The sequence below is a fragment of the Stenotrophomonas tumulicola genome (assembly GCF_014117215.1).
Classification (GTDB): domain Bacteria; phylum Pseudomonadota; class Gammaproteobacteria; order Xanthomonadales; family Xanthomonadaceae; genus Stenotrophomonas; species Stenotrophomonas tumulicola.
In genome coordinates, this window is sequence record NZ_JACGXS010000002.1 from 348,344 (window position 1) to 372,191 (window position 23,848).

Annotated in this window: 18 protein-coding genes and 2 pseudogenes; 16 read left to right on the forward strand and 4 right to left on the reverse strand. The window is 66.2% G+C overall.

What is annotated here, in order from left to right; genetic code table 11:
* The first annotated feature begins 202 nt into the window (after positions 1-202).
* The 4 genes and pseudogenes from H4O11_RS07115 to H4O11_RS19455 all read left to right on the forward strand — a co-directional run bounded on the left by H4O11_RS07115 (position 203) and on the right by H4O11_RS19455 (position 6,846).
* Complete coding sequence (locus H4O11_RS07115) at positions 203-3,793, forward strand: ESPR-type extended signal peptide-containing protein (protein WP_182338703.1); 3,591 nt, start codon at positions 203-205, stop codon at positions 3,791-3,793.
* Positions 3,794-4,292: 499 nt separating this feature from the next.
* Positions 4,293-5,450, forward strand: a pseudogene (locus H4O11_RS19540) (YadA family autotransporter adhesin); the annotation flags it as partial.
* 423 nt (positions 5,451-5,873) lie between these two features.
* Positions 5,874-6,704, forward strand: a pseudogene (locus tag H4O11_RS19545) (YadA-like family protein); the annotation flags it as partial.
* Positions 6,705-6,717: 13 nt separating this feature from the next.
* Positions 6,718-6,846: a hypothetical protein gene (locus H4O11_RS19455; protein WP_281367584.1), complete on the forward strand. Its 129-nt coding sequence runs from the start codon at positions 6,718-6,720 to the stop codon at positions 6,844-6,846.
* A gap of 71 nt (positions 6,847-6,917) precedes the next feature.
* Here the strand turns inward: H4O11_RS19455 and H4O11_RS07125 are convergent, their stop codons facing one another.
* Entirely contained in the window at positions 6,918-7,979 is a 1,062-nt protein-coding gene (locus H4O11_RS07125; RefSeq protein ID WP_182338705.1) for a lipid A deacylase LpxR family protein, read from the reverse strand.
* A gap of 358 nt (positions 7,980-8,337) precedes the next feature.
* On the opposite strand from H4O11_RS07125, the gene H4O11_RS07130 reads away from it, so the two are divergent.
* The 8 genes from H4O11_RS07130 to gnd all read left to right on the forward strand — a co-directional run bounded on the left by H4O11_RS07130 (position 8,338) and on the right by gnd (position 17,268).
* A complete protein-coding gene (locus H4O11_RS07130) occupies positions 8,338-9,330 on the forward strand; it encodes a CsgG/HfaB family protein (protein ID WP_182338706.1) in 993 nt (330 codons plus the stop codon).
* A 361-nt stretch (positions 9,331-9,691) separates the two neighbouring features.
* Positions 9,692-9,970, forward strand: coding sequence for a DUF493 family protein (locus H4O11_RS07135; protein ID WP_182338707.1), 279 nt, complete (start codon positions 9,692-9,694; stop codon positions 9,968-9,970).
* Positions 9,958-10,641: a lipoyl(octanoyl) transferase LipB gene (lipB, locus tag H4O11_RS07140; protein WP_182338708.1), complete on the forward strand. Its 684-nt coding sequence runs from the start codon at positions 9,958-9,960 to the stop codon at positions 10,639-10,641. The genes H4O11_RS07135 and lipB overlap by 13 nt, the downstream gene beginning before the upstream one ends.
* Before the next feature lie 42 nt (positions 10,642-10,683).
* Complete coding sequence (lipA, locus tag H4O11_RS07145) at positions 10,684-11,697, forward strand: lipoyl synthase (protein WP_182338709.1); 1,014 nt, start codon at positions 10,684-10,686, stop codon at positions 11,695-11,697.
* 297 nt (positions 11,698-11,994) lie between these two features.
* Complete coding sequence (locus tag H4O11_RS07150) at positions 11,995-14,172, forward strand: carboxy terminal-processing peptidase (RefSeq protein WP_182338710.1); 2,178 nt, start codon at positions 11,995-11,997, stop codon at positions 14,170-14,172.
* Between the two features lie 288 nt (positions 14,173-14,460).
* On the forward strand, positions 14,461-15,063 hold the full coding sequence (locus H4O11_RS07155) for a DUF2242 domain-containing protein (protein WP_182338711.1): 603 nt from the start codon (positions 14,461-14,463) through the stop codon (positions 15,061-15,063).
* Positions 15,064-15,065: 2 nt separating this feature from the next.
* Complete coding sequence (locus H4O11_RS07160) at positions 15,066-16,358, forward strand: hypothetical protein (RefSeq protein WP_182338712.1); 1,293 nt, start codon at positions 15,066-15,068, stop codon at positions 16,356-16,358.
* A 4-nt stretch (positions 16,359-16,362) separates the two neighbouring features.
* Entirely contained in the window at positions 16,363-17,268 is a 906-nt protein-coding gene (gnd, locus tag H4O11_RS07165) for a phosphogluconate dehydrogenase (NAD(+)-dependent, decarboxylating) (protein WP_182338713.1), read from the forward strand.
* A gap of 603 nt (positions 17,269-17,871) precedes the next feature.
* On the opposite strand, the gene H4O11_RS07170 is transcribed toward gnd, so the two are convergent.
* On the reverse strand, positions 17,872-18,909 hold the full coding sequence (locus H4O11_RS07170; RefSeq protein ID WP_182338714.1) for an oxidoreductase: 1,038 nt from the start codon (positions 18,907-18,909) through the stop codon (positions 17,872-17,874).
* Positions 18,910-19,079: 170 nt separating this feature from the next.
* On the opposite strand from H4O11_RS07170, the gene H4O11_RS07175 reads away from it, so the two are divergent.
* From H4O11_RS07175 to H4O11_RS07185, 3 genes are all read left to right on the forward strand, one after another.
* Positions 19,080-19,445 carry a BON domain-containing protein gene (locus H4O11_RS07175; RefSeq protein ID WP_182338715.1) on the forward strand — a complete coding sequence of 122 codons (366 nt, stop codon included), beginning with the start codon at positions 19,080-19,082 and terminating at the stop codon, positions 19,443-19,445.
* Between the two features lie 116 nt (positions 19,446-19,561).
* Positions 19,562-19,915, forward strand: a complete 354-nt coding sequence (locus H4O11_RS07180) for a hypothetical protein (protein WP_182338716.1) — start codon at positions 19,562-19,564, stop codon at positions 19,913-19,915.
* 156 nt (positions 19,916-20,071) lie between these two features.
* Complete coding sequence (locus H4O11_RS07185) at positions 20,072-21,595, forward strand: ATP-binding response regulator (RefSeq protein WP_182338717.1); 1,524 nt, start codon at positions 20,072-20,074, stop codon at positions 21,593-21,595.
* 88 nt (positions 21,596-21,683) lie between these two features.
* Here the strand turns inward: H4O11_RS07185 and H4O11_RS07190 are convergent, their stop codons facing one another.
* Complete coding sequence (locus H4O11_RS07190) at positions 21,684-22,415, reverse strand: proteasome-type protease (RefSeq protein WP_182338718.1); 732 nt, start codon at positions 22,413-22,415, stop codon at positions 21,684-21,686.
* A gap of 89 nt (positions 22,416-22,504) precedes the next feature.
* On the opposite strand from H4O11_RS07190, the gene folK reads away from it, so the two are divergent.
* Entirely contained in the window at positions 22,505-23,005 is a 501-nt protein-coding gene (gene folK / locus H4O11_RS07195; protein WP_182338719.1) for a 2-amino-4-hydroxy-6-hydroxymethyldihydropteridine diphosphokinase, read from the forward strand.
* Between the two features lie 69 nt (positions 23,006-23,074).
* Here folK and H4O11_RS07200 read toward each other — a convergent pair whose 3' ends face one another.
* Positions 23,075-23,809, reverse strand: coding sequence for a pteridine reductase (locus H4O11_RS07200; protein WP_182338720.1), 735 nt, complete (start codon positions 23,807-23,809; stop codon positions 23,075-23,077).
* Positions 23,810-23,848 lie beyond the last annotated feature (39 nt).

Consider the following 23,848-nt stretch of genomic DNA (forward strand, 5'->3'; position numbering starts at 1 on the left):
CATCAAGGCAACACATCACTTAACGAAACCCATACAAATCCGTCCGCACCAAGCCAATGCCGGCGTTTTAAGACCGGACCGATGGGACCCAAAACGGTGGAAGTCAACGATAGCGCCTCTCCGGAGAACCCCGGAAGCCAAGAGCGTCATCACCATACCGGCACGGCGCCGCGCGCCGCGCACCCATCGAGAAAACCCCCTCATGAATGCTGTTTACAAGTTGATCTTCAATGTATCAACCGGGACGTGGGCCGTGGCCCACGAGTTTGCTGCTGCGCGCGGCAAGAAGAGCCGCAGCCGCCTGGCGGCTGCCATGGCCGTCGCCCTGGCCTTGCCGGCCGGCGCCGCGCTGGCTGCCGATTCGCCGGAAAGCCTGCAGTGCGCGGTGAATGAATCCATTTCGGCCGATGGCCTGCGCTGCGAGGCTGCGGCCTCGATGGCACCGTCAAGTGCTGCCCTACCAGCCGGTGCCGGCATCTCGGCGATCCCCGATGACTATATTGGTCACGGCGGTGGCAGCGATGGAAGTTCTATAGCAGATGCGTCGGGCGTCGCTTCGCTTGCTGTTGGCGCCAACACGCGTGCGGCAGGAAATTATTCCGTAGCCATCGGTGGTGCTACCGGCTCGGACGTGAATGGTCCGCGCGGTGCATTTGCTGCCGGTGCCAGTTCAGTTGCCATTGGTGTTGTGTCCGAAGCACGAGCCGATAATAGTGTCGCGTTGGGTGCCAACTCGTTGGCGGATCGTGCCAACACTGTGTCAGTTGGTGCGGTAAACAACCGCGACGGAAGATCCTTCACTCGCCAGATCGTCAATGTAGGCGCGGGTACGCAGGACAACGACGCGGTCAACGTCAGCCAGCTGAAGCCTGTTGTGGCAGGTCTGGGCGGCGGTGCGGCGGTCAACGCCGATGGCACCATCACGGCGCCGACCTACAACATAGGCGGTATCAGTTACAACAACGTCGGTAGTGCACTGACCAACATGGATGGCCGCGTCAGCACCATCGGAGCGGCGTTGGCTACTACGGTGGACGACAAGTACGTCAAGGTAGGCCAAGGCCAGAATCCGGCCAACGAAGCAGACAATACCGGCCGTGCCGGCAACATCGCCATCGGCAGCAACGCGCGTTCGCTCGGCGTCAGCAGCAATTCGGCCACCGTCGCCCTGGGTGAGGATACGCTGGCCAACAACACCGGCAGCATCGCCATCGGCACGACCGCACAGGCGACGGGCGTGGGCAGCGTCGCGATGGGCCTGCGCGCATCCGCCACGGCCGCCGGTGCCATCGCGCTGGGTCAAGACTCGGTTGCCGATGGGGCAAACACCGTGTCGCTGGGCAATGCCAGCGTGAAGCGCCGCGTCGTCAACATGGCCGCCGGCACCGCCGACACCGATGCGGTCAACGTCAGCCAGCTGAAGCCTGTCGTGGACGGCCTGGGCGGCGGTGCCTCCATCAACCCGACCACCGGCGTGGTGACGGGTCCGACCTACACCATTGGCGGTATCAACTACACCAACGTTGGTGGTGCGCTGACCAACCTGGATGGCCGCGTCAGCACCATTGAAAGTTCTGGCCCGGGCCTGGTGGAGCGCAATGCGACCACCGGCGAGATCACTGTCGCCAACAAGGCGGTCGGCGGTGACGTCAACCTGCGTGATGCCAACGGTGACACCCGTACCCTGACCGGCATCAAGGCGGGAACCATCCGCACCGACGCGGTCAACTTCGGTCAGCTCACCGACACCGCGGGCAGTGTCGCTGCTGCCCTGGGCGGCGGCTCCACCGTGGACGCGGCCGGCACCATCACCGCGCCGACCTACTCCATCGGCGGCGGCAACTACCGCAACGTGGGCGATGCTTTCGGTGCCGTGGATACCTCGCTGACCACCATCAACAACAAGGTTGATGGCATCGCCGACGGCACGGTGGGTCTGGTGACCTATGACGATGCTTCGGGCATCGTGAAGGTTGCTTCGGAGAAAGGCGGCACCACGGTGGATTTCGCCGGCGTGAACGCCAGTGGCGCTGCCGTGGACCGCAAGTTGACCAGCGTCGCCGCAGGTGAACTGGCAGTCGACAGCACCGACGCCGTGAATGGCTCGCAGCTGTTCGCTACCAACGAGAACGTGGCACAGAACACCACGAATATCAGCAACCTGGATGGTCGCGTAACGGTCAACGAAGGCAACATCACCAACATCAACACCCGCCTGGACGGCATCGCCGACGGCACGGTGGGCCTGGTGACCTATGACGACGCCACCGGCGTGGTGGGCGTTGCCGGCAGCAAGGGCGGCACCACGGTGGATTTCGCCGGCGTGAACGCCAGTGGCGCAGCCGTGGACCGCAAGTTGACCAGCGTCGCCGCAGGTGAACTGGCAGTCGACAGCACCGACGCCGTGAATGGCTCGCAGCTGTTCGCTACCAACGAGAACGTGGCACAGAACACCACGAATATCAGCAACCTGGATGGCCGCGTAACGGTCAACGAAGGCAACATCACCACCATCAACACCCGTCTGGATGGCCTGGCTGATGGCACCGCCGGCCTGGTGACCTATGACGACGCCACCGGCGTGGTGGGCGTTGCCGGCAGCAAGGGCGGCAGCACGGTGGATTTCACCGGCACCGCCGGTGCGCGCAAGGTGACCGGCGTGGCCGAGGGCGAGGTGGCCGCAGGCAGCGAAGACGCCGTCAACGGTTCGCAGCTGGCGGCAACCAATGATCGCGTGGCTGCCACCGAAACCAACATCACCAACCTGGATGGTCGCGTGACCACCAACGAAGGTGACATCACCAACCTGACCAGCGTGGTCAACGATCTGTCCAGCGGCGCAGCCGGCCTGGTCACCATTGATGGCACCACCGGCAACGTGAACGTGGCCGCTGGCAAGGCCGGTTCAGCGGTGGACTTCACCGGCACCGATGGCGAGCGCCGCCTGACGGGCGTGGCCAACGGTACGGCTGACAGCGACGCGGTTACCGTCGCGCAGTTGAAGTCCTCCGGCCTGGTGGATCCGAACGACGGCCGCGCGCTGAACGCACTGGTGTATGACGATGCTTCGCTGGGCCGTGCCACCCTGGGCGGTACCGGTGGCACCGTGATCGGCAACCTGGCCAACGGCCTGATCGCCGCGGGCAGCAAGGAAGCCATCAATGGCGGCCAGTTGTGGCAGATCAATGCCGATTGGGAATCCCGTTTCAATGGCCTGGATGGCCGTGTCGGTGCCATCGAAGCCGGCGGCGGAAGCGGCGGCGGTGGTGGTGATGGCGGCGGCGATAGCGGCCTGGTGAGCGAAGGCACCGGTGCCGGTTCCGTCGTGGTCGGCAACGGCGGCAGCGCTTCGGGCGATGGCTCGGTTGCCATCGGCAGCGGTTCGGTGGCTGACCGTGACGGCGAAGTGTCGATGGGCTCGGCTGGTAATGAGCGCATCGTCAGCAACGTCGCCGCTGGCGTGCGTCCGACCGATGCGGTCAACCTGCAGCAGATGGATGACCGTTTCAAGGCAGAGCGCGAGTACACCGACGGGCGTTTCCACTCCATGGACAAGCGTATCGACCGCATGGGTGCGATCAGTGCGGCGTACGCCGGCATGGCGATCAATACCGCGGGCCTGAGTGGTGAAAACCGCGTAGGCGCCGGTATCGGCCAGCAGAACGGCCGTAGCGCGCTGGCCGTGGGTTACCAGCGTGTCATGGGCGTCAAGCAGAACGTCTCGGTCTCGCTGGGCGGCGCGTTCAGCGGCAGCGACAAGAGCATCTCCGGTGGTGCCGGTTTCAGCTGGTAAGCCGTGATGCAGTGGTAGACGAAGGCAACAGCCTTCGGTGAACAGAAGGCCTGCGGTGGAAAGACCGCGGGCCTTCTTTGCATGGGCGGCGACAGTGACGACGCATCAACTACAGGACCTGTCCGATGGAGAGGCTGACAGTGGATGTCGATACTCCCTGCCCCTTGAGCATTCCCATCCACCACGCGCCTGCCCGAACCGCCGGCCTGTTGGAGCAGCAGAGACAGATATCGTGAAAAAATTCCAAGAATCTGATTACAACACGCATGACGGGTTGACTCACAGGCAGTTTGCCGGTCTGCGCCGCAGCGTCGCTACCGCCGTACTGGTGGCACTTGCACCTTTGGGCTTGCTGCCGGGGACCGCTTCGGCGCAGGTGATTCCGGCGGGTGGCTCGCTGTCGCTGTGCCCAAAGGGCGCCCTGGGCGGTGCCGGCAGAACGTGGACGCACACGGGCGCGTCCAATGTGTCGGCCTGTGGCGGGTACTACTCGTTTTCCATGTCGAGCGGCACAGGCGCCGTAGGCGCCAATGGCTCTTTCAGGTCGAATTCGCTGGTGCAGGGCTATGAGGATGGTCGCCTGCTTCTTCGCGGCGATAACGGCGTCACCATTGAAGGTGCGACGAAGTTCAATGCCGCAGCCAACTTTGGCAACAACAAGATCACCGGTCTTGCCGACGGCACGGCGGCGACCGATGCGGTGAACGTGCGTCAGTTGAACGCGGCAGTAGCCGGTGCGACGGGATCGAAGTACGTTCAGGTCGGCGCAGGCCAAGCATCCACCGCAGCGAACAATGCCGGTCGTGCTGGCAACATCGCCATCGGCGGCAATGCGCGTTCCAATGTCGGGTCGTCGAACTCGGCCAGCATTGCACTGGGTGAAGACTCCCTGTCCAACAATGCCGGTTCGGTCGCGGTAGGCACCACTTCATCGGCCACTGGCAGCGGTGCGGTGGCGCTCGGCCTGCGCGCGAAGGCCACGGCAGGCAATTCTGTCGCGCTGGGCGCGGACTCGATTGCCGACCGTGCCAAGTCGGTTTCCGTGGGCAGTGCGACGCTGCAGCGGCAGATCACCAACGTGGCGGCCGGTACGGCCGGCACCGATGCGGTGAACCTGGCGCAGATGGATACGGCCCTCAGCAACAAGGCCGATATTAGCGCCCTCAACACCAAGGCCGACATCAGCGTCCTCAAGACCAAGGTTGACAACACCTATTTCAAGATTGGCAGCTACAGCGGCAATGCAACGCTGCCTGATGCGCGTCCCGCGACGGCGTCGAATTACGGCATCGCCATCGGCCCCAGCGCGGCTGCGACGGACTGGCACGGCACTGCCATTGGCACGCTTGCCACGGCGGGCTATTTCGGTACGGCGCTGGGTGATTCGGCCACCGCGTCGGGAAGGTACGCTTCCGCCATCGGCAGTAACGCATCGGCGCTTGCCACCAACTCCACCGCGCTTGGCAATGGGGCAACCGCGAGCGCTGAGGGCGCAGTTGCACTGGGCAATGGCAGCACGGCTACGATTGCCAACACGGTTTCGGTTGGCACTACGGCAGTCAACGGGCAGCGCGGGATCGTCAACATGGCCGCCGGCACGCTGTCGGCCACCAGCACCGATGCGGTGAACGGCTCACAGCTGTTCGCTACCAACGAGCGCGTCAGTGCGCTTGAAGCCGGTGGCATTGGCGAGGACCTGGTGTCCTTTGATCCAGTGCGCGGCAGTGTCGATGTGGCGCATGAAAAGGGCGGCGAACTGGTGGATATCGCCGGTACCGACGGACCCCGCCGCCTGACCGGCCTGGCCAATGGCCTGGCCGATGATGAGGCGGTCACCATCGCCCAGCTGAAAGCAGCCGGCGTGCTGGACCCGACCAGCGGCACCATCCTTGCGGCATTGACCTACGACGACCTGAGCCTGGGCAAGGCGACGCTGGGCGGTAGCCGGGGCACGGTGATCGACAACATGGCCAATGGTCAGATCGCCGCAGGCAGCATGCAGGCCATCAACGGTGGCCAGCTGTTCCAGGCGCTGACCAATCAGGCGAGCCTCCTTGGCGGCGGTGCCAGCGTGGGCCTGCAGGGTGTTTTCATTGCGCCCACCTATTCCATCCAGGGCAACAACTACCACGACGTCGGCGCGGCGTTGGGTGCGCTGGACGACAAGGTGACCGAGCTGGACCATCGCATCGCCGGCACGGCTGCTTCGGGCAGCGGCAAGGGCATGTCCCTGATGGGCGTGGAAGAAGCGCGGATGCCCGCGGATGTTTCCCCGGCAGATCAAACGCCTGCGGTGGCTTCGGCTTCGGCTTCGGCGCCGCCGGCACCGGCGGCAGTGGCAACGGTCGGCACTGCGGTGGGTGCGGGTGCCGTTGCCAGCGGTATCAGCGCGACCGCCATCGGTGAGGGCGCCATCGCCAGTGCTGATAATTCGGTCGCGCTGGGCGCGGGCTCGGTGGCTGATCGCCCCAACACGGTGTCGGTGGGAAGCGCTGGCAGCGAGCGCCAGATCACCAACGTCGGCGAAGGCACCGAGGCCACCGATGCGGTCAACAAGGCACAGCTGGACCGCAGCGTGGCCAGCGCCAACAGCTATACCGACAGCCAGATGAAGGGGCTGAGCGACAGCTTCGAAGGATTGAAGGGCCAGGTGGACCAGCGCATGCGCAACATGGACCACCGCATTGATCGCCAGGGTGCGATGAGCGCGGCCATGCTCAACATGGCCACCAGCGCGGCTGGCGTGCATACCGACAACCGTGTCGGCGTGGGCGTGGGCTTCCAGGGCGGCGCGTCGGCGCTGTCGATGGGCTACCAGCGTGCCATCAGCGAGCGCGCCACGGTGACCCTGGGTGGTGCGTTCAGCGGCGACGATGCGTCGGTGGGTTTTGGCGCGGGCTTTGGTTGGTAATCAGGAGGCCGGCATGACGCGTATCAAGCCAGCGTTCTTGTTCGTCTGCCGCTTCACGCTCTGCTTTGCGGAGGAATTGGCGCGAAGGCGCCAGCGCAAGGTCAGCCGCAAGACGCTGCTGCGCAGGTTCCTGCATCGGTAATGCCGGGCAGGGCCGGCGTAAGCAACGACGAAAGCAACATCCGCCGGGCATGGCCCGGCGGATGCTGATGGTTACAACGAACGGCTGATGGTGAAGCTGCCGAAGATCGGCGATTGCCGTTGGCCATCGAATTCCTTGGTGCTGTGGTAACGCGCCACGGCGAATTTCCAGCGTCCGCGCATGACCGCGATGCCGTAACCGCCCTGTGCGACCACCGGCTTCTTGTCCACGCTGTGGCTGTTGCGGAAGGTGTTGCCGTCCAGCGTGATGTCCCGGATTACCCAGGCGGCGTCGGTGGTGGCGAACAGGTGCCACGACCAGCCACTCGGCCTGCCGCCACGGGAAGGTGCGGTGTTCTCGCCCGCCGGGCGCAGTGGCGTGCTGCCGAAATCGTCCGGCAGCTTCCAGCCGAAACGCACTTCCATGCCCGCATTGGCGTGGGTGGACAGGTTGCCGATGGCACCGCCGTAATGGCTGATGGCATCCCAGCCCCAGCCAGTGGCGTTGAGGGTGGCGTCGCGCGGCCAGCGGTTCATCCGCTCGTGGGTCAGCATGATCACCGGTTCGTTGTGCAGCTGGTTGTCCCAGCCTTCGAACTTGTCGTCGCCCAGCAGGTCGTGCACCGCATCCTGTACCTCCTTGCCCTGCGCCCATGGGCCCACCACGCCCAGGGTGAGCTGGGTGGTCTGCAGGAAATTGCCGCGCCGTGCGTTGTAGCCGAAGCTGCCGACCAGTACGCCCGCATAGGGGCGGTCGTCTTCAATGACATCGCGACGGGTGAAGTCGTTGGGCGTGTAGATGCCCTGGGCGACGCTGAAGATCATGTTCTGCTGTTCGTACTCACCCGGGTGCAGCGCTTCGAGGTGGCTGTTGACCCAGCGCGCCAGCCGCGGCAGGCAGGGGTCGTTGGTGTAGTCCACCAGGTTCGGCGACACGAAGGTGATCTGCGCGCCGTTGGTATATCCCTGATCCTGGTCGGCACCGCCGAACAGGTCGTTGTCGACGCGGAAGTTGATCTGGGGGGGATGGTCCTTCAACGCGCTCTGGCTGCATTGTTCAGCTGCGTGGAGGGGGAGGGCGGCGGCCAGCAGGCCGGTCAGCCCGAGGGCTGCAGCGATGCGCGTTGGGTGCATGGGAGTCCAGGGTGGGTATTTTTCGAGGTTTTTCGCGCAGACACAGTAGCGCCAGTGTCTGTGCAGTTCGATAACGTCAGCATCATTGCATTGTTCCGCGCGTGGGGATGTGTATTTGCACGAGGATCGTCCTGCGGGTGACGTCATAAAATGTGATTTACGTCACATTATTGCTGGCATCCGATACGCAGTGCCTGGCATGTCGTTCAGCTGAGGTTGCCCTCGTGAAGCCCCTGTCATATCCTCAGCCCGGGCGCCAAGGGGGGCGTCGCACAAAGGATTCAGGTCGGCCGCACAGGCCCTTCTAACCAATGGATTGCGCACTGCCCGCAACGGGTGGCAGCGCTGGACAACTGACATGACCAAAACCAATACGCTTGCCAACTTCATGGCCTGTGCCGCGCTGGGCATCGGGCTGGCCACGATCAGCGCACCGGCATCGGCCGGCCTGCGCGACGCCTTCACTTCCAGCAAGACCTCCGCGCAGGAGCAGAACAAGCAGGGCCAGGCACAGATTCCCGTGTGCACCAAGCCGCTGGGTTCGATCTCCGTCATCGAGCCCGAAGACGTGGTGAACTGGTGGACCGGCCAGCAGCTGCCGGCACCGTCCAAGCTGATCAAGGTGTTCGTCAACAAGTCCAAGTGCTTCACGCTGGTGGACCGTGGCGTCGGCATGGCTGCTGCCCAGGCAGAACGCGCGCTGGCATCCGACGGCGAGCTGCGTGGCCGTTCCAACATCGGCAAGGGCCAGATCCGCGCGGCCGACTACGTGCTGGTGCCGGACCTGATTTCGCAGAACAACAATGCCGGGGGCAATGCCATCGGCGGCCTGCTGGGCGGGCTGATCGGTGGCAAGGCCGGTGCGGTGGTGGGCGGGTTGAACTTCCGCAGCAAGACCGCCGACGTCACCCTGACGCTGACCGACGTGCGCTCTTCCGAGCAGGTGGCCATCGTCGAAGGTAATTCCAAGAAGACTGACCTGGGTTGGGGCGCTGGCGGCGGCCTGTTCGGCGGCAGCGGCATCGGTGCGATGGGCGTGGGCGGTTACGCCAACACCGAGCTGGGCCAGGTGATCACGCTGGCCTACCTGCAGGCCTATACCAACATGGTGGCCGAGCTGGGCGGGTTGCCGGAGAACGCGTCGGCAGCCAACAGCAGCCAGGCGGTGACCATGCTGAAGCCAGGCCGCCTGCTGGCCAACGCGAAGGGTACCGGCGCGGCCGTGCGTGAGCTGGAGCCGGGCATGCTGCTGTACCCCACCGGCACCAAGGAAGGCACCATGTGGGAAGTGGAAGATGAAATGGGCAACAAGGGCTGGGTCAATTCCACCTTCATGGAACTGGCGAAGTAAGCGGGATGTCCTGCTGACAGTCCGCTGCGCTCGCCGGGCATGGCCCGGCGCTACCGATGTACCGAGCGATGATCCGTAGCGCCGGGCCATGCCCGGCGAGCAATGATCCGTAGCGCCGGGCCATGCCCGGCGAGCAATGATCCGTAGCGCCGGGCCATGCCCGGCGAGCAATGATCCGTAGCGCCGGGCCACGCCGGGCGAACAATGGTCCGTAGCGCCGGGCCATGCCCGGCGAGCAATGATCCGTAGCGCCGGGCCATGCCCGGCGAGCACCGTGGCAGGGACGCGACGGCTGGTCGCCGTCACCCCAGGCACCCGTGCCCCCCTTGGGTTTGATCTTCACCGGCCCGATAATGGGCGCATGGAAATCAAGTCCGACAACCCCGACCACGGCTTCCAGTTTCCCGGTCAGTTCGAACTCAGCGCCATGGGCGCGGCGAACTCCGGGCTGGAAGTGGAACTTCCCAAGCTGCTGCAGGCTGCAGGCATCACCGTGCTGCACGAGCGCATCAGCTGGAAGCATTCGTCCAACGGCAAGTACGTCTCCGTGCGGCTGGCATTTACCGCCAGCGACCGTGCGCAGTACGACCTGGCCCACGAAGTGCTGCGCGACCACCCGGAAGTGAAGTGGACGCTGTAGCCACTGCCGTTGACCATGCACTGCGTCCCGCCGTCGTCCGCGACCTGGGGCGCCAGGCCTACGAACCGGTCTGGCATGCAATGCAGCGTTTCACCGACCAGCGTGATGACGACAGCGCCGACGAACTGTGGGTGGTCGAACACGATCCGGTGTTCACCCTGGGCCAGGCCGGCAAGCCGGAACATGTGCTGGCGCCGGGCGATATCCCGGTGGTGCACGTGGACCGTGGGGGCCAGGTGACCTACCACGGGCCCGGGCAGATCGTGGTCTATCCGTTGCTGCGGCTGCCGCGGCTGGGTATCGGCGTGCGTGATTACGTGTGCCGGATCGAGCAGGCCATCATCGACACGCTGGGCGAATGGAACATCGGCGCTGAACGCCAGGACGGCGCGCCGGGCGTGTATGTGGGCGGGGCCAAGGTGGCCGCGCTGGGCATCCGCGTGCGCCGCGGCTGCACCTTCCATGGCCTGGCCTTCAACGTGGCCATGGACCTGGAACCATTCCACCGCATCAACCCCTGTGGCTACGAAGGGCTGCAGGTGACCGCAATGGTAGACTTGGGCGGTCCATCCGGCATGGATGCCGTCAAGCCGGTGCTGCTGGACCAACTGGCCCGCCAGTTCGGCCTGCTGCTGCGACCGACGCCGGAACAGCCGGACCTGTCCGCCTGATTTGAACTGAAACCACGCGGCCGCGTTGCCGCCGGGAACACCATGACCGAACAGACTGCCCGCACCATTCCCCTGCAGATGCTGCAGGGCGAAGCCGTTCCCGCCGCCGCGCCGATGCAGGCGGGCGTCAAACAGCTGGGCGGGGACAAGATCAACCGCTCACCGGTGCAGTTCGCCGATGCGCCGGTGCTGCGCAAGCCGTCGTGGATCCGCGTGCGCATTCCTTCGGGCAATGCGGTGCAGAACCTGAAGGCCAAGCTGCGCGAAAACCGCCTGGTGACGGTGTGCGAGGAGGCCAGCTGCCCGAACATCCATGAGTGCTTCGGCCACGGCACCGCTACCTTCATGATCCTGGGCGAGGTCTGCACCCGGCGCTGCTCGTTCTGCGACGTGGCCCATGGCCGTCCGAAACCACCCGATGCCAACGAGCCGGCCAGCCTGGGCCAGACCGTGGCCGACATGGGACTGAAGTACGTGGTGGTGACCAGCGTGGACCGCGATGACCTGCGCGACGGGGGTGCCCAGCACTTCGTGGACTGCATCACCGCCATCCGCGCGAAGTCGCCGGGTACGCGCATCGAAGTGCTGACCCCAGACTTCCGCGGCAAGGGCCGCATGGAGCGCGCGCTGGAGATCCTGGCGAAGAACCCGCCGGATGTGTTCAACCACAACATCGAGACCGTGCCGGACCTGTACCGCAACGTGCGCCCGGGCGCGGACTACCAGTGGTCGCTGACCCTGCTGAAGAACTTCAAGGCGCAGCACCCGGAAGTACCGACCAAGAGCGGCATCATGCTGGGCCTGGGCGAAGAGTTCGAGCAGATCAAGGCCACCATGCGCGACCTGCGCGCGCACGACGTGGACATGATCACCATCGGCCAGTACCTGCAGCCGACCGCGCACCACCATCCGGTGCTGCGTTACTGGACGCCGGAAGACTACAAGGCGCTGGAGGTCTACGGCTACGAGCTGGGCTTCAGCCACGTGGCGTCCGGGCCGATGGTGCGCTCGTCGTACCACGCCGACGTGCAGGCCAAGGGCGCCGGCGTCGCCTGAGCGGCCGATTGCCTGGTAGCGCCGGGCCATGCCCGGCGGAATCCCGGACGCGCCGCTATGCTCGGAAGCGCCGCTATGCCCGGACGCACCGCCACGCCCGCCGAGCACGGCTCGGCGCTACCGGCGGCTGCCATGCGGCCGGCCCCAGCCCACATTCACAATTTGCTACAGGGGCCGGTTTAGGCTGGATTTGTGTGTTCCGGAACACCGGGTGACAAAGCCCGCAACTTTCGGCACTGTCGTGTTGTCCTAACTGCGCGCAGTCTCCCTTTCAGCCAGGTGTCCCAGAGCAATTCCATGAAATTCAAAGCCCCCGCCTTCCTGATTGCCCTGGCCCTTACCGCGCCGCTGGCGCTGGCCGCGCAGGCCGATTCGCCGGCGCTGCCGGCCGCTGCCACCGCCGACCAGGCGACCACGTCCAAGCTGGTCTATGGCCTGCTGTCCGACAGCCGCTACGCCTACCGGCCGCGCGCGCTGGACGAGGCTACCTCGAAGGATGTCTTCAAGCGCTATCTGGAAACGCTCGACGGCGGCAAGCAGTTCTTCACCCAGGCCGACGTGGCGACCTTCGCGCCGTTCGAGGCCGGCATCGCCACCGCCATCCGCGGTGGCGAGCTGGAACCGGCCTTCCAGGTGTTCGCGGTGTACAAGCAGCGGGTTGCACAGCGGGTGGGTTATGCACGCGGCCTGCTCAAGCGCGAGCCGGATTTCAGCACCGACGAAAAGTTCGAGTACGACCGCAAGGACGTGCCATGGGCGGCCAGCGACGTCGAACTGGACGAGCTGTGGCGCAAATCGGTCAAGAACGACTGGCTGCGCCTGAAGCTGGCCGGCAAGAAGCCGGATGAAATCCGCAAGACGCTGGACAAGCGCTATTCCACGCTGGAAAGGTCGGTAAACGAGCTGAAGGGCGAGGACGTGTTCCAGTTCTTCCTCAACGCCTATACCAGCGCGGTTGATCCGCACACCGATTACTTCACCCCGCGCACCGCCGAGAACTTCAACCAGGCGATGTCGCTGTCGCTGGAAGGCATCGGCGCGCAGTTGCAGCGCCAGGACGACATGGTGGTGATCCGCGAGATCATCGCCGGTGGCCCGGCGGCGGTGGACGGCAAGCTGAAGCCGGGTGACCGCATCGTCGGCGTCGGCCAAGGCAAGTCCGGACCGATCGAAGATGTCATCGGCTGGCGCATCGACGATGTGGTCGCCAAGATCCGTGGCAACAAGGACACCCAGGTGCGGCTGGAATTCATTCCGGCCGAGGAAGGCGTGGACGGCAAGCACCACACGCTGACGCTGACCCGGCAGAAGGTGCGCCTGGCCGAGCAGGCAGCGAAGGGCGAAACCCTGACCATCCCGGGCACCGACGGTGCGCCGGAGCGCAAGGTCGGGGTGATCAAGCTGCCGACCTTCTACCAGGATTTCGAGGGCCGCCGCCGCAACGCCACCGACTATGCCTCGGCCACCCGCGACGTGGCCAAGCTGTTGGCTGGTTTCAAGAACGACAAGCTGGACGGCGTGGTGCTGGACCTGCGCAACAACGGTGGTGGTTCGCTGGACGAAGCGATCGAGCTGACCGGTCTGTTCATCGAGCAGGGCCCGGTGGTGCAGGTGCGTGAGTCCGGTGGCCGTGTCACCGTCAACAGCGACCGCAGCGAGGCGGTGGCCTGGGACGGTCCGCTGGCGGTGCTGATCAACCGTGGTTCGGCCTCGGCATCGGAGATCTTCGCCGGCGCCATCCAGGATTACGGGCGTGGCCTGGTGATCGGTGAGACCACTTTCGGCAAGGGCACCGTGCAGAACATCGTAGACCTGGACCGTTGGCCCAGCGGCGAAACCCAGCGCTTCGGCCAGGTGAAGCTGACCATCGCGCAGTTCTTCCGTGTCAGCGGCAGCAGCACCCAGCACAAGGGCGTGGTGCCGGACCTGGCCTTCCCGGCCAGCGTGGATGCCACCGAGTTCGGCGAAAGCACTTACGACAACGCACTGCCGTGGACCCGCATCGCCGCCGTGCCGCACACCCAGTACGGCAACTTCGGGCCGCTGCTGCCGAAGCTGGAAACCCGGCATGATGCGCGCATCGCGGCCGACAAGGAGTTCCAGTGGTGGAACGAGGATGTCGAGCAGTTCCGTACGGAAAAGGCCAAGAAGTACATTTCGCTCAACGAAGACGAGCGCCGCGCCGAGCGTGAGCGCCAGGACAAGCAGCGCACCGACCGCCAAGCGATCCGCAAGGAGCTGGGCCTGGACCTGGACCCGCTGGCCGACGACAGCAATGACGATGGCCTGACCGGCAACGAGCGCGACATCGTCAAGGATGCGGCGCGCGAGAAGGCGGCAGAGAAGCGTCCGGACCCGCTGCTGCGCGAATCGGCATCGATCCTGGCTGATGCGGTCAACCTGCTGGAGGATGATCGCCCGCTGTCCGCACAGGTGCTGCCGCAGTCCACCGGCGCGGGCCGCTGGGCGGATTGAAGGTGGCACGGGCGCTGGGTTCCCGCCGAGCATGGCTCGGCGCTACGGCTCATCTGGCGCTACGGCCCGCTCGGCGCCACGGGCCATCTGGCGCTGTGGTCCATCTGTAGCGCCGAGCCATGCTCGGCGGCTTCTCCAGGCAGCGGCCGATCCGATGCGGGCCGCGCCGCGCGCTCGCCGAGCATGGCTCGGCGCTACAGGGTGAAGGCGCCGCTCTGCCGCGCGCCGTGACCCGGCGCATACAGCGACCACGCTATGCTCCGCCGCATTGAACTGCCCGGAGTTGCCATGCGGTTTCCTACCTTGCTTGCCGCCAGCATGATGATGGCGATGCTCAGCGCCTGCGGTGGCCGCGCTGCCGACAGTACGCTGCTGCGTGAATCGTTCGATTCGGGTGACATGTATTCCCGTACCGTGGATGGCACGCCGGCAGCGGCCTGCGAAGCGGCCCGGCGCACGCTGCTCAGCCAGGGCTATGCCATTGCGCGTGCCGATGATGCCGGCGTGGAAGGCAACAAGAACTTCCAGACACATGACGACAACCACGAGCAGTTGGTGCTGCGCATCTCCTGCGCGCCACGTGGCGAGCAGGCGCTGGTGTTCGTCAGTGCCGTGCAGGACCGCTATGCGCTGAAGAAGAGCCCTACCTCTGCCAGTGTCGGCGTGGGTGCGATCGGGTCGGTCTCGCTGCCGTTCGGCAGCAATGACGATTCGCTGGTCAGGGTGGCCAGCAGCACCGTCCAGGACGGGGAATTCTACGGTCGTTTCTTCCAGCGGCTGCAGCAGTACCTGCCTGCCGCCACGCAGGTGGCTGATCCGGCACTGGAGCCGGCAGCAGCTCCCGCAGCGTCCCCTCCGCACGGCGACCCGGTGGACAGCGGGCTGCACTGAACATGCGCGCAGTTGCGGTGTTGCTGGGGTTGTTGCTGGCCTGTCCAGCAACAGCAGCGCCCCCTTCGCCTGCCTGCCAGCAAGGCCTGTTGCAGCGCCTGGGCTGGCGTTTCCAGAGCGGGGAAGTTAGTGCACCGCAGGTGCACGGCGGCGCGGTCTGCACACGCGCGGACCTGGGCGATGCGCAGGCGGCAGGCGACCTTCGCGTGGTGCTGCCACCGCACATGGATGACACCGCACGGGCGGCGCTGATGCAGCGCCTGCTGGACGATCCTGCGACTGTCTGTGCTTACGCGTTCCGGGTGGGCGAGGCGGCGCGAGATGCCGCGCAGCGATTACAGGACAATCCGGGCTATCGCTTCACCGGCCTGCAACTGGGCTGGATAGGTTTCGGACTGCAGGGTGCGCAGGCACAGGGATGGCAGCGCACGCGCAGCCTGGGCCGCGGCTACCAGCCAGCGGGCAGCAACAGCCGGGCCGTGGATGCCTTCTACCACGGCCGGGTGCGCAGCGAGTGCGGCGTCGGCCGCCAGGTAGCGCAACTGGCGACCCAGCGTGAGCTGCACGGCGATGCGTCGTTCGACCAGGCATTCGACAGCGATGAGCTGGGCATCGGTACCTTCCTGGGCCTGCACGCCACCGACAGCATCCTGCTGGGTGCGCATGCCGGCACGCTGTTCGCCGACGGCAAGGCGGTGCGCACCGCGGCCATGGGACGGCAGGCGTTCATGGGGGCGCCGGGTTACCTCACCCATGCATTCGGCCGCGATACGCTGGATGACCTGGGCAACCAGGCCGAGAACTTCATCGTGGTGGACGTGGGTGCGGAGGCGGCGCAGGCGTTGCAGGCACATGCCGGGTTCGCCTGGTACGACCAGCGCAACCGTGCGCTGTGGGAGCTGTCGCGACAGGTGCCGCGGCGGGGCGTGCGCTTCTTCGAGCGCCTGCTGGTGGACCGCGAACCGGCGCTTCGGGCCTCGCTGACCCGAGATGAAACGGTGCTGGTGCAACGCATGGACACGCTGCTGGACGATCCGTTCTACCGGCAGTTCCTGATCTACGTGCATCCGCAGGGTATAAAACCCATTGGCTTCCATGTCGTGCGGCTGCTTGACCGCAATCCGCGCACGCCGTTCTCGGTGGAGCTGACGATGCACAATCTGCACACCACGCTGTACCGGCGCTGGCAGCAGGCGCAACTGCGCCACTGCGCTGCCACCGGTACGCCAGGCAGCCTGACTTCCGATTCCGGGCCGGACGGCATTCCCCGCCACGGCTTTCCAACAAAAAGGTGAAGAAATGGATATTGCAATGATCGGCCTGGGCCGCATGGGGGCCAACATGGCCCAGCGGCTGCAGCGTGGTGGGCACCGCGTGGTCGGCTTCGATCCGATGGAGGCGGCGCGCGCGCGCGCTGGCGAAGCCGGGCTGGAAGTGGTTGGTTCACTGGCCGAGGCGGTGGCTGCCCTGCCGGTACCGCGCGTGGTCTGGCTGATGGTGCCGGCCGGCGATACGGTCGACCAGACCCTGGCCCAGCTCACTCCGCACCTGGCCGAAGGCGATGTGGTCATCGATGGCGGCAACTCCAATTACCAGGATTCGATCCGTCGCGCGCGCTCGTTGGCTGACGATGACATCGTGTACCTGGACTGCGGTACCAGCGGCGGCGTATGGGGCCTGCAGGAGGGCTACAGCCTGATGGTCGGCGGCGACGCGGCCACGGTGGAGCGATTGGCGACGGTGTTCCAGGCGTTGGCTCCTGCGGCGGATCGCGGCTGGGCACGGGTGGGGCCGAGCGGGGCAGGGCATTACACCAAGATGATCCACAACGGCATCGAGTACGGAATGATGCAGGCCTATGCGGAAGGCTTTGCGTTGATGGAACGCAAGAAGGAGATGGAGCTGGACCTGGGCCAGGTGGCGGAGGTGTGGCGGCATGGCAGCGTGGTGCGTTCATGGCTGCTGGACCTGAGCGCACAGGCGCTGCAGGGCAACCCCTCGCTGGATGGCATCGCACCGTACGTGGAAGATTCCGGCGAAGGTCGCTGGACCGTGGCCGAGGCCATCGCGCTGGACGTGCCGGCGCCGGTCATTACCCTGTCGCTGCTGGAGCGGCTGCGTTCGCGTGAGTCCAATTCCTTCAGCGACCGCTTGCTGGCGGCGATGCGCAACGAGTTCGGCGGCCACGCAATCAAGAAGGGTTGAACGGTCCACCTGTAGCGCCGAGCCATGCTCGGCGGCTTTTCCAGGCATGGGGCGACCCGGCGGGGGCCGCGCTGCACCTTCGCCGGGCATGGCCCGGCGCTACCGGACGCCCCTGTAGCGCCGAGCCATGCTCGGCGGCTTTGCCAGGCATGGGGCGATCCGGCGGGGCCGCGCTGTACGTTCGCCGGGCATGGCCCGGCGCTACCGGACGCCCGGCAGCTGTGGTGCGTAGGGTTGAACGGCCCACCTGTAGCGCCGAGCCATGCTCGGCGGCTTTTCCAAGCATGGGGCGATCCGGCGGGGGCGGTGCTGCATGTTCGCCGGGCATGGCCCGGCGCTACCGGACGCTTGGCAGCGGTGGTGCTTAGGGTTGAACGGCCCACCTGTAGCGCCGAGCCATGCTCGGCGGCTTTTCCAGGCATGGGGCGATCCGGCGGGGGCCGCGCTGCACGTTCGCCGGGCATGGCCCGGCGCTACCGGCCCCCCCTGTAGCGCCGAGCCATGCTCGGCGGCTTTGCCAGGCATGGGGCGATCCGGCGGGGGCGGCGCTGCACGTTCGCCGGGCATGGCCCGGCGCTACCGGACGCCTGGCAGCCGTGGTGGTTACAACGCGATGCGGCGCCCTTCCTGCGCGCTGGCCCTGCCGGCGTCCAGCAGCCGCATCAGCTGCAGCGCCTGGTCGGCGGTGACGTCCGGCTCGCCGTCGCCGCGTATCGCCGCGCCGAAGCGTGCATACAGCCGCCGGTAATCGCCTGGAAGGTTGTCCACGCTGGTGTGCCGCACCTGTCCGTCGGCGTCCAGCCAACTGCGCGTTCCGTGGTGAGGGTCCAGGCCCCAGCCCGGCGCGCCCGGTGCCTTGCCTGCGGCCAATTGCGATTCCTGCACGTCCAGCCCCTGCTTGCTCCAACTGCCGCCCGTGCCGTGCACGGCGAACCGCGGTGAGGATGCCGCGACCAGTGAGCCGGCGTGCACGATGGCGCGCATGCGCGGGTAATGCAGCACCGCATGGAAATAGTCGATGCCGCCTCCGCCGCGCAGGCAGTCCAGGTCGGCGCTGATGGCTTGCGGCCAGCCGAACAACACCAGCATCTGGTCCAGCAGGTGCGGCCCCAGGTCGTACCACAGGCCGCTGCCGGGCGCGTCGTGTTCGCGCCAGCGGTCGCGTACCTGCGGGCGGAACCGGTCGAAGTGGGAATGGCATTCGGCGATCACGCCCAGTTCGCCGGTCTGCAGCAGTGCCTGCAGGGTGAGGAAGTCCGCATCGAACCGCCGGTTCTGGAAAACCGTGGCGAGGCGTGCATTGGCCTGCGCCGCCTGCAGGATTTCCTCGGCCTGGCGCAGGTCCAGTGCGAACGGTTTGTCGACCAGCACATGCTTGCCGGCACGCAGGGCGGCGATGGCGAGCGGCGCATGCTGGTCGTTCGGGGTGGCGACCACCACCGCGTCCACCGCGGGGTCTTCAATCACCTCGCGGGCATCGGCGCAGATGCGCACATCGGTGAATTGCCGACGCAGTTCATCGCGTCGCGAGCTGACCACGCTGTGCAGCGCCAGCCCCGGTGTGTGCTGGATGAGCGGTGCGTGGAACACGCGCCCGGCCAGGCCATACCCGATCAGGGCGATCTGCAGGTCCGCAGGCATGGGAGGCTCCAATCGGTGGGGAACGACAGCGTACCTGTGCTGCCGCGCAGTACAAAACATGAATGGTTGTCGCTTTCGGCCTTTCGATTCACCCGGACGTGACGGCACCCGCACGCTGGCTGGACGGTGGCTGCTGGACACTGCGGGCACCAACCGAGGAGGGATTCACGATGACGATCAATGTAAAACTGCTGACGGCGACGATTGGCCTGGGCATGCTGCTGGCTGCCCCGCTGGCGATGGCCAATGACCCAGCCAAGAAGGGCATGCACGACGGCCACGACAAGACTGCGGACTCCAACGAACCGGTCAGCGATACCTGGATCACCACCAAGGTGAAGAGCGATCTGCTGGTCAGCAAAAGCACGCCGGGACGTGAGATCAAGGTGGATACGGTAAATGGCGCCGTGACGTTGAGTGGCAACGTAGCTACCCAACAGGAGCATGACGATGCCGTGGCCAAGGCGAAGATGATCGACGGGGTAAAGAGCGTCAATGCATCTTCGTTGAAGGTGTCGGCTGCCGCCCAGCGCTGATCATCCGCTGCATCCCATGGAACCAAGGCGCCCTGCGGGGCGCCTTGTCGCTTCTGGCGCTGGAAGCCCGGACAAGAATTCGCTTCAGTACGCGCTGACCCTAAATGGATAGTGCGATGAACTTCCTTGCTGTCAGCGCGCCCAGGCTGCTGTCACCGCCTGATGCAGGGGCGGCACACGCTGGCTCCTCCGGCCAGGCGTCGCCGTTGCTGCTCGACGTGCGCAACGGTGAACTGCCTCGCGCCGTGACGATCGCACCCGGCCCGGCGCAGGATCGGGCGAACTGGAGCAGGGTGCTGGTAGGCGTGGCGTCGCTGGCGTTGCTGGGCTCGGTCGCCTACTGGACTTTCGGCAAGTCGATTTTCCTCCCTGGACAGACGCAGGCCCATGACGGTGAACCCGTGGTTTCCCCCCGCTCGACGGTCGACTGGGCACGCCTGGATGCCGTGCTGCGCAAGTCCATCGGTTGAGTTGGGCACGGATTCTTTGCTGCCCCATTGACGATGGATATGGGCACTGCACTATAGTGAGCCGGCGTGATCTCCATAGCCGCAATGGCGAGGTCGCGGGGGCGGCCATCGATGCTTGTTTGAGGGATCGGCGATGCGGGGAGCCAGGGTGTGGCCATGTCTGTAAAGGTGCCGGAATTGGGCAGCCTGCGTATCCTGCTGGTCGAAGACGTGCCCGACGATGCCGCGCGCGTGGTGGCGCAGATTCTGGCCGCGGGCATGGAAGCCAGCTTCCAGCGCGTGGACGAAGAGGCGCAGTTGCAGGCGGCGTTGCGGGAGTTCCGCCCGGACGTGGTGCTGGCGGAACTGAACATGGCCGGATTCTCCGGCTTCCGGGCACTGGATATCGTGCGACAGGCCCAGCCGGAGTTGCCGTTCCTGTTCCTGTCCAGCACCACGGGTGAAGAGGCGGCGGTGGCTGCCCTGCAGCGGGGAGCCAGCGACTACATCCTCAAGCACCAGCCGGCACGCTTGCCGTCGGCGGTGGCACGTGCAGTGCGCGAGGCGCGTGCCAGCGGCGACCGCCAGCGGGTGGAGGCCGAGCTGATGCGCGCCCAGCGGCTGGAGAGCCTGTCCCTGCTTGCCGCCGGCCTCAGCCACGACCTGCGCAACATCCTGCAGCCGCTGCTGATCATGCCCGATCTGTTGAAGGCACGGACTGAAGATCCCCGTCTATGGCACATGGCCGACATCATCGCCGAGTGCGGACGGCGGGGCCACGAGATGGCGCAGTTGATGCTGTCTTTCGTGCGCGGTACACGCAGCCCCAGCGAGCGGGTACAGGTGCAGCAACTGTTCGAAGCCGTGCAGTTGCTGCTGCGTGGAACGCTGCCGGACAACATTGCGCTGCACATGGAAACCGCCGACGAGGCGCTTGCCATGGATGGCAACTACACCGAGCTGCAGCAGGTGCTGCTGAACCTGACACTGAATGCCATCCAGGCGATGCCTGACGGCGGGCGGCTGACCCTGCAGGCCACACCGGTGGACGGTGCCGGCAACGCGCAATGGCTGTGTATTTCGGTCATCGACGAGGGGACGGGCATGGACGCGGCGACGCAGGAGCGTCTGTTCGCGCCGTTCTTCACCACCAAGGCCGATGGCACCGGCCTGGGCCTGATCTCGTGCAAACGCATCATTGAAAGCTGCGGTGGGCGCATCCAGGTATCCAGCGTGCAGGGGCAGGGTTCGCGCTTCGACCTGCATCTGCCGGTGAGCGAACGTGCCGAGGGCACCGAAGCGACCGAAGCCATGCTGCACCCGGAGATGTTGGGCCGCGGCCAGTCGATCCTGGTGGTGGACGGCGAGACTACCCGGCTGTCGCTGCTGGGCAATGCACTGTCCAGCCAGGGGTACCAGCTGGAACTGGCTGCCGATGGCGCCGCAGCGCTGCGCTGGATGCAGCAGGCCGGGATGCCACAGCTGGTGATCGTCGATGGTGGCTCGCCGCTGCTGAGTGCGTCGGACCTGCTGCAGGAACTGGCGGCGCAAGGCTATTCCGGGCCGGCGCTGCTGCTGGAAGAGGAAGGGGTGCCGGTGCCGGTGGAGATTGCCCCGGCGGGTATCGTCCTGCACGTGCTGCGCAAACCCTTGGAGATGCAGCAGGTGTTCCGGTCGGTGTCGGTGGCCCTGCGCGGGTAGCGCCGGGCCCCGTAGCGCCGGGCCATGCCCGGCGAGCGCAGCGGCCATCACCGGGCATGGCCCGGCGCTACAGCCACACTGCCTGGCGCTATTCCCATGGGAAGCGCGGTAGCGAGGCCACTGCCTGTTCCAGCCGGCGCGCCCAGTTGCGGTGGATGTCCGCGTACAGGGGGGAATCCCCGCACAGGCGCAGCTGGCCGCTGAGCCGCAGTTCATCGCGCCGGATCAATGCAAGGTCCACCGGCAGCCCCACCGACAGGTTGGAACGGATGGTCGAATCCAGCGATACCACCGCCGTGCGCGCGGCATCGTTCAGGGCGGTGCGTGGCTGGATGATACGGTCCAGGATCGGCTTGCCGTACTTGGATTCCCCGATCTGCAGGTAAGGCGTCTCCGGCGAGGCGGCGATGGCGTTTCCCAGCGGGTAGATCATGTACACGCCGGGTTGCTCCCCGGCAATCTGGCCGCCCAGGATCAACGTGGCCTGGGTGTTGACCCCATCGTGCCCGTGTTCGGGGTCGCGGCACTGCACCTGGCTGTCCACCAGCAGGGCCCCCACGTACTCGGCTGCTTCGAACAGGTGGCGAACCGAGCGCAGGTTGGGGATGCGCTGTTCCTCCACGTCGCGGTGCAGGCGCGAGACCAGCAACTGGGTCGTGGCCAGGTTGCCGGCCGCCATCAGCACGAACACCGCTTCGCCGGGATATTCGAACGGATGCAGCTTGCGATGCACGCGCACATCGTCCACGGAGGCATTGGTACGGGTATCGGCGGCGAAGACCAGGCCTTCGTCCACCACGATTCCGACGCAATAAGTCATTGGCAGCGCCCTGGCAAGTGCGGTCCAATGGTAAGGGCGCTGCCGTGACGACGGTATTGCCATCCTTTCCCACGCCACCTGTGAAACGCATGACCACCGCGCTCTTGAGCCTGGGCAGCAATGTGCAGCCCCGCCGCCACCTCCATGCCGCTGTCGCCGCACTGGCCGCGCGGTTCGGCGACATCCTTGTTTCACCGGCCTACCGCACTGCGGCAGTGGGCTTCGACGGCCCGGCCTTCCTCAACAGCGGGGTGGCGATCGAGACTGACCTGCCGCTGGATGGGCTGGAGGCCTGGCTGCATGCGCTGGAGGACGCACACGGGCGCGACCGGTCCGGGCCACGCTTTTCCGACCGTACCCTGGACATCGACGTGGTGTTCCATGGCGACCTGATCATCGAAGGCCCAGGGCACCTGCGCATCCCGCGCCCGGAGCTGAAGCATGCCTTCGTGATCAAGCCGCTGGCCGACATCGCACCGGATTTCGTCGACCCGGTCAGTGGCCTCACCCTGGCCACGCTATGGCGGGCACATCGCCAGCATGGCGAGGCATTCGAAGTGGTGGAGCTGGATCCCGACGCCGACGATTGAGGCAGGCCCCGTTGTAGCGCCGGGCCATGCCCGGCGAGCGCAGCGGATGCCGCCGGGCATGGCCCGGCGCTACAGGGTCCGGCCGCCGTCCAGGCGCAGCGTATGGCCGGTGACGAAGCCGGCGTCCTCGATCAGCCAGCGCACTGCTTCAGCGATCTCTTCCACCGTGCCGATGCGCGCCAGCGGCGTGCGTGCCAGCAGCGCTTCCTGGGCGAAATCGTCCTTGCCCTGTTCCGGCCACAGGATGGCGCCGGGCGCCACCGCGTTCACCCGGACCTTGGGCGCCAGCTCCAGTGCCAGCGAACGGGTGGCCATTTCCAGCGCCGCCTTGGCCATGCTGTAAGCCGGGTGGTCGCGCATTGGCGTGCTGCCGTGCAGGTCGGTCAGGTTGACGATGCAACCCTGCTGGCGACGCAGGTGCGGTGCTGCCGCCTGTGCCAGCAACAGCGGCGCGCGTGCGTTGACCGCATACAGGTCATCGATGGCCTCGGCGGTGATCTGGCCGACCGGCGTGGCGAAGAAGTTCGAGGCATTGTTGACCAGCGCGTCCAGCCGGCCGAAATGCGCCACCGCCTGGTCGACCAGGTCGGGCAGGGCATCGGCATCACGCAGGTCGGCCTGCAGGGCCAGCACGCTGCCGGGGCGGGCGCGTTCGAAGGCGAATGCCCGTTCCTGCAGTTCGTCGCTGGAGCGGTGGGCATGCAGCACGATGCGGTGGCCGGCCTGGTGCAGGCGGCCGGCGATGGCAGCGCCGATGCGGCGCGCGCTGCCGGTGATCAGGGTCACGGGGGCGGTATCGGTCATCGGGGGCTCCACGGCTCGGCTATCCTGTGCACATTGTCA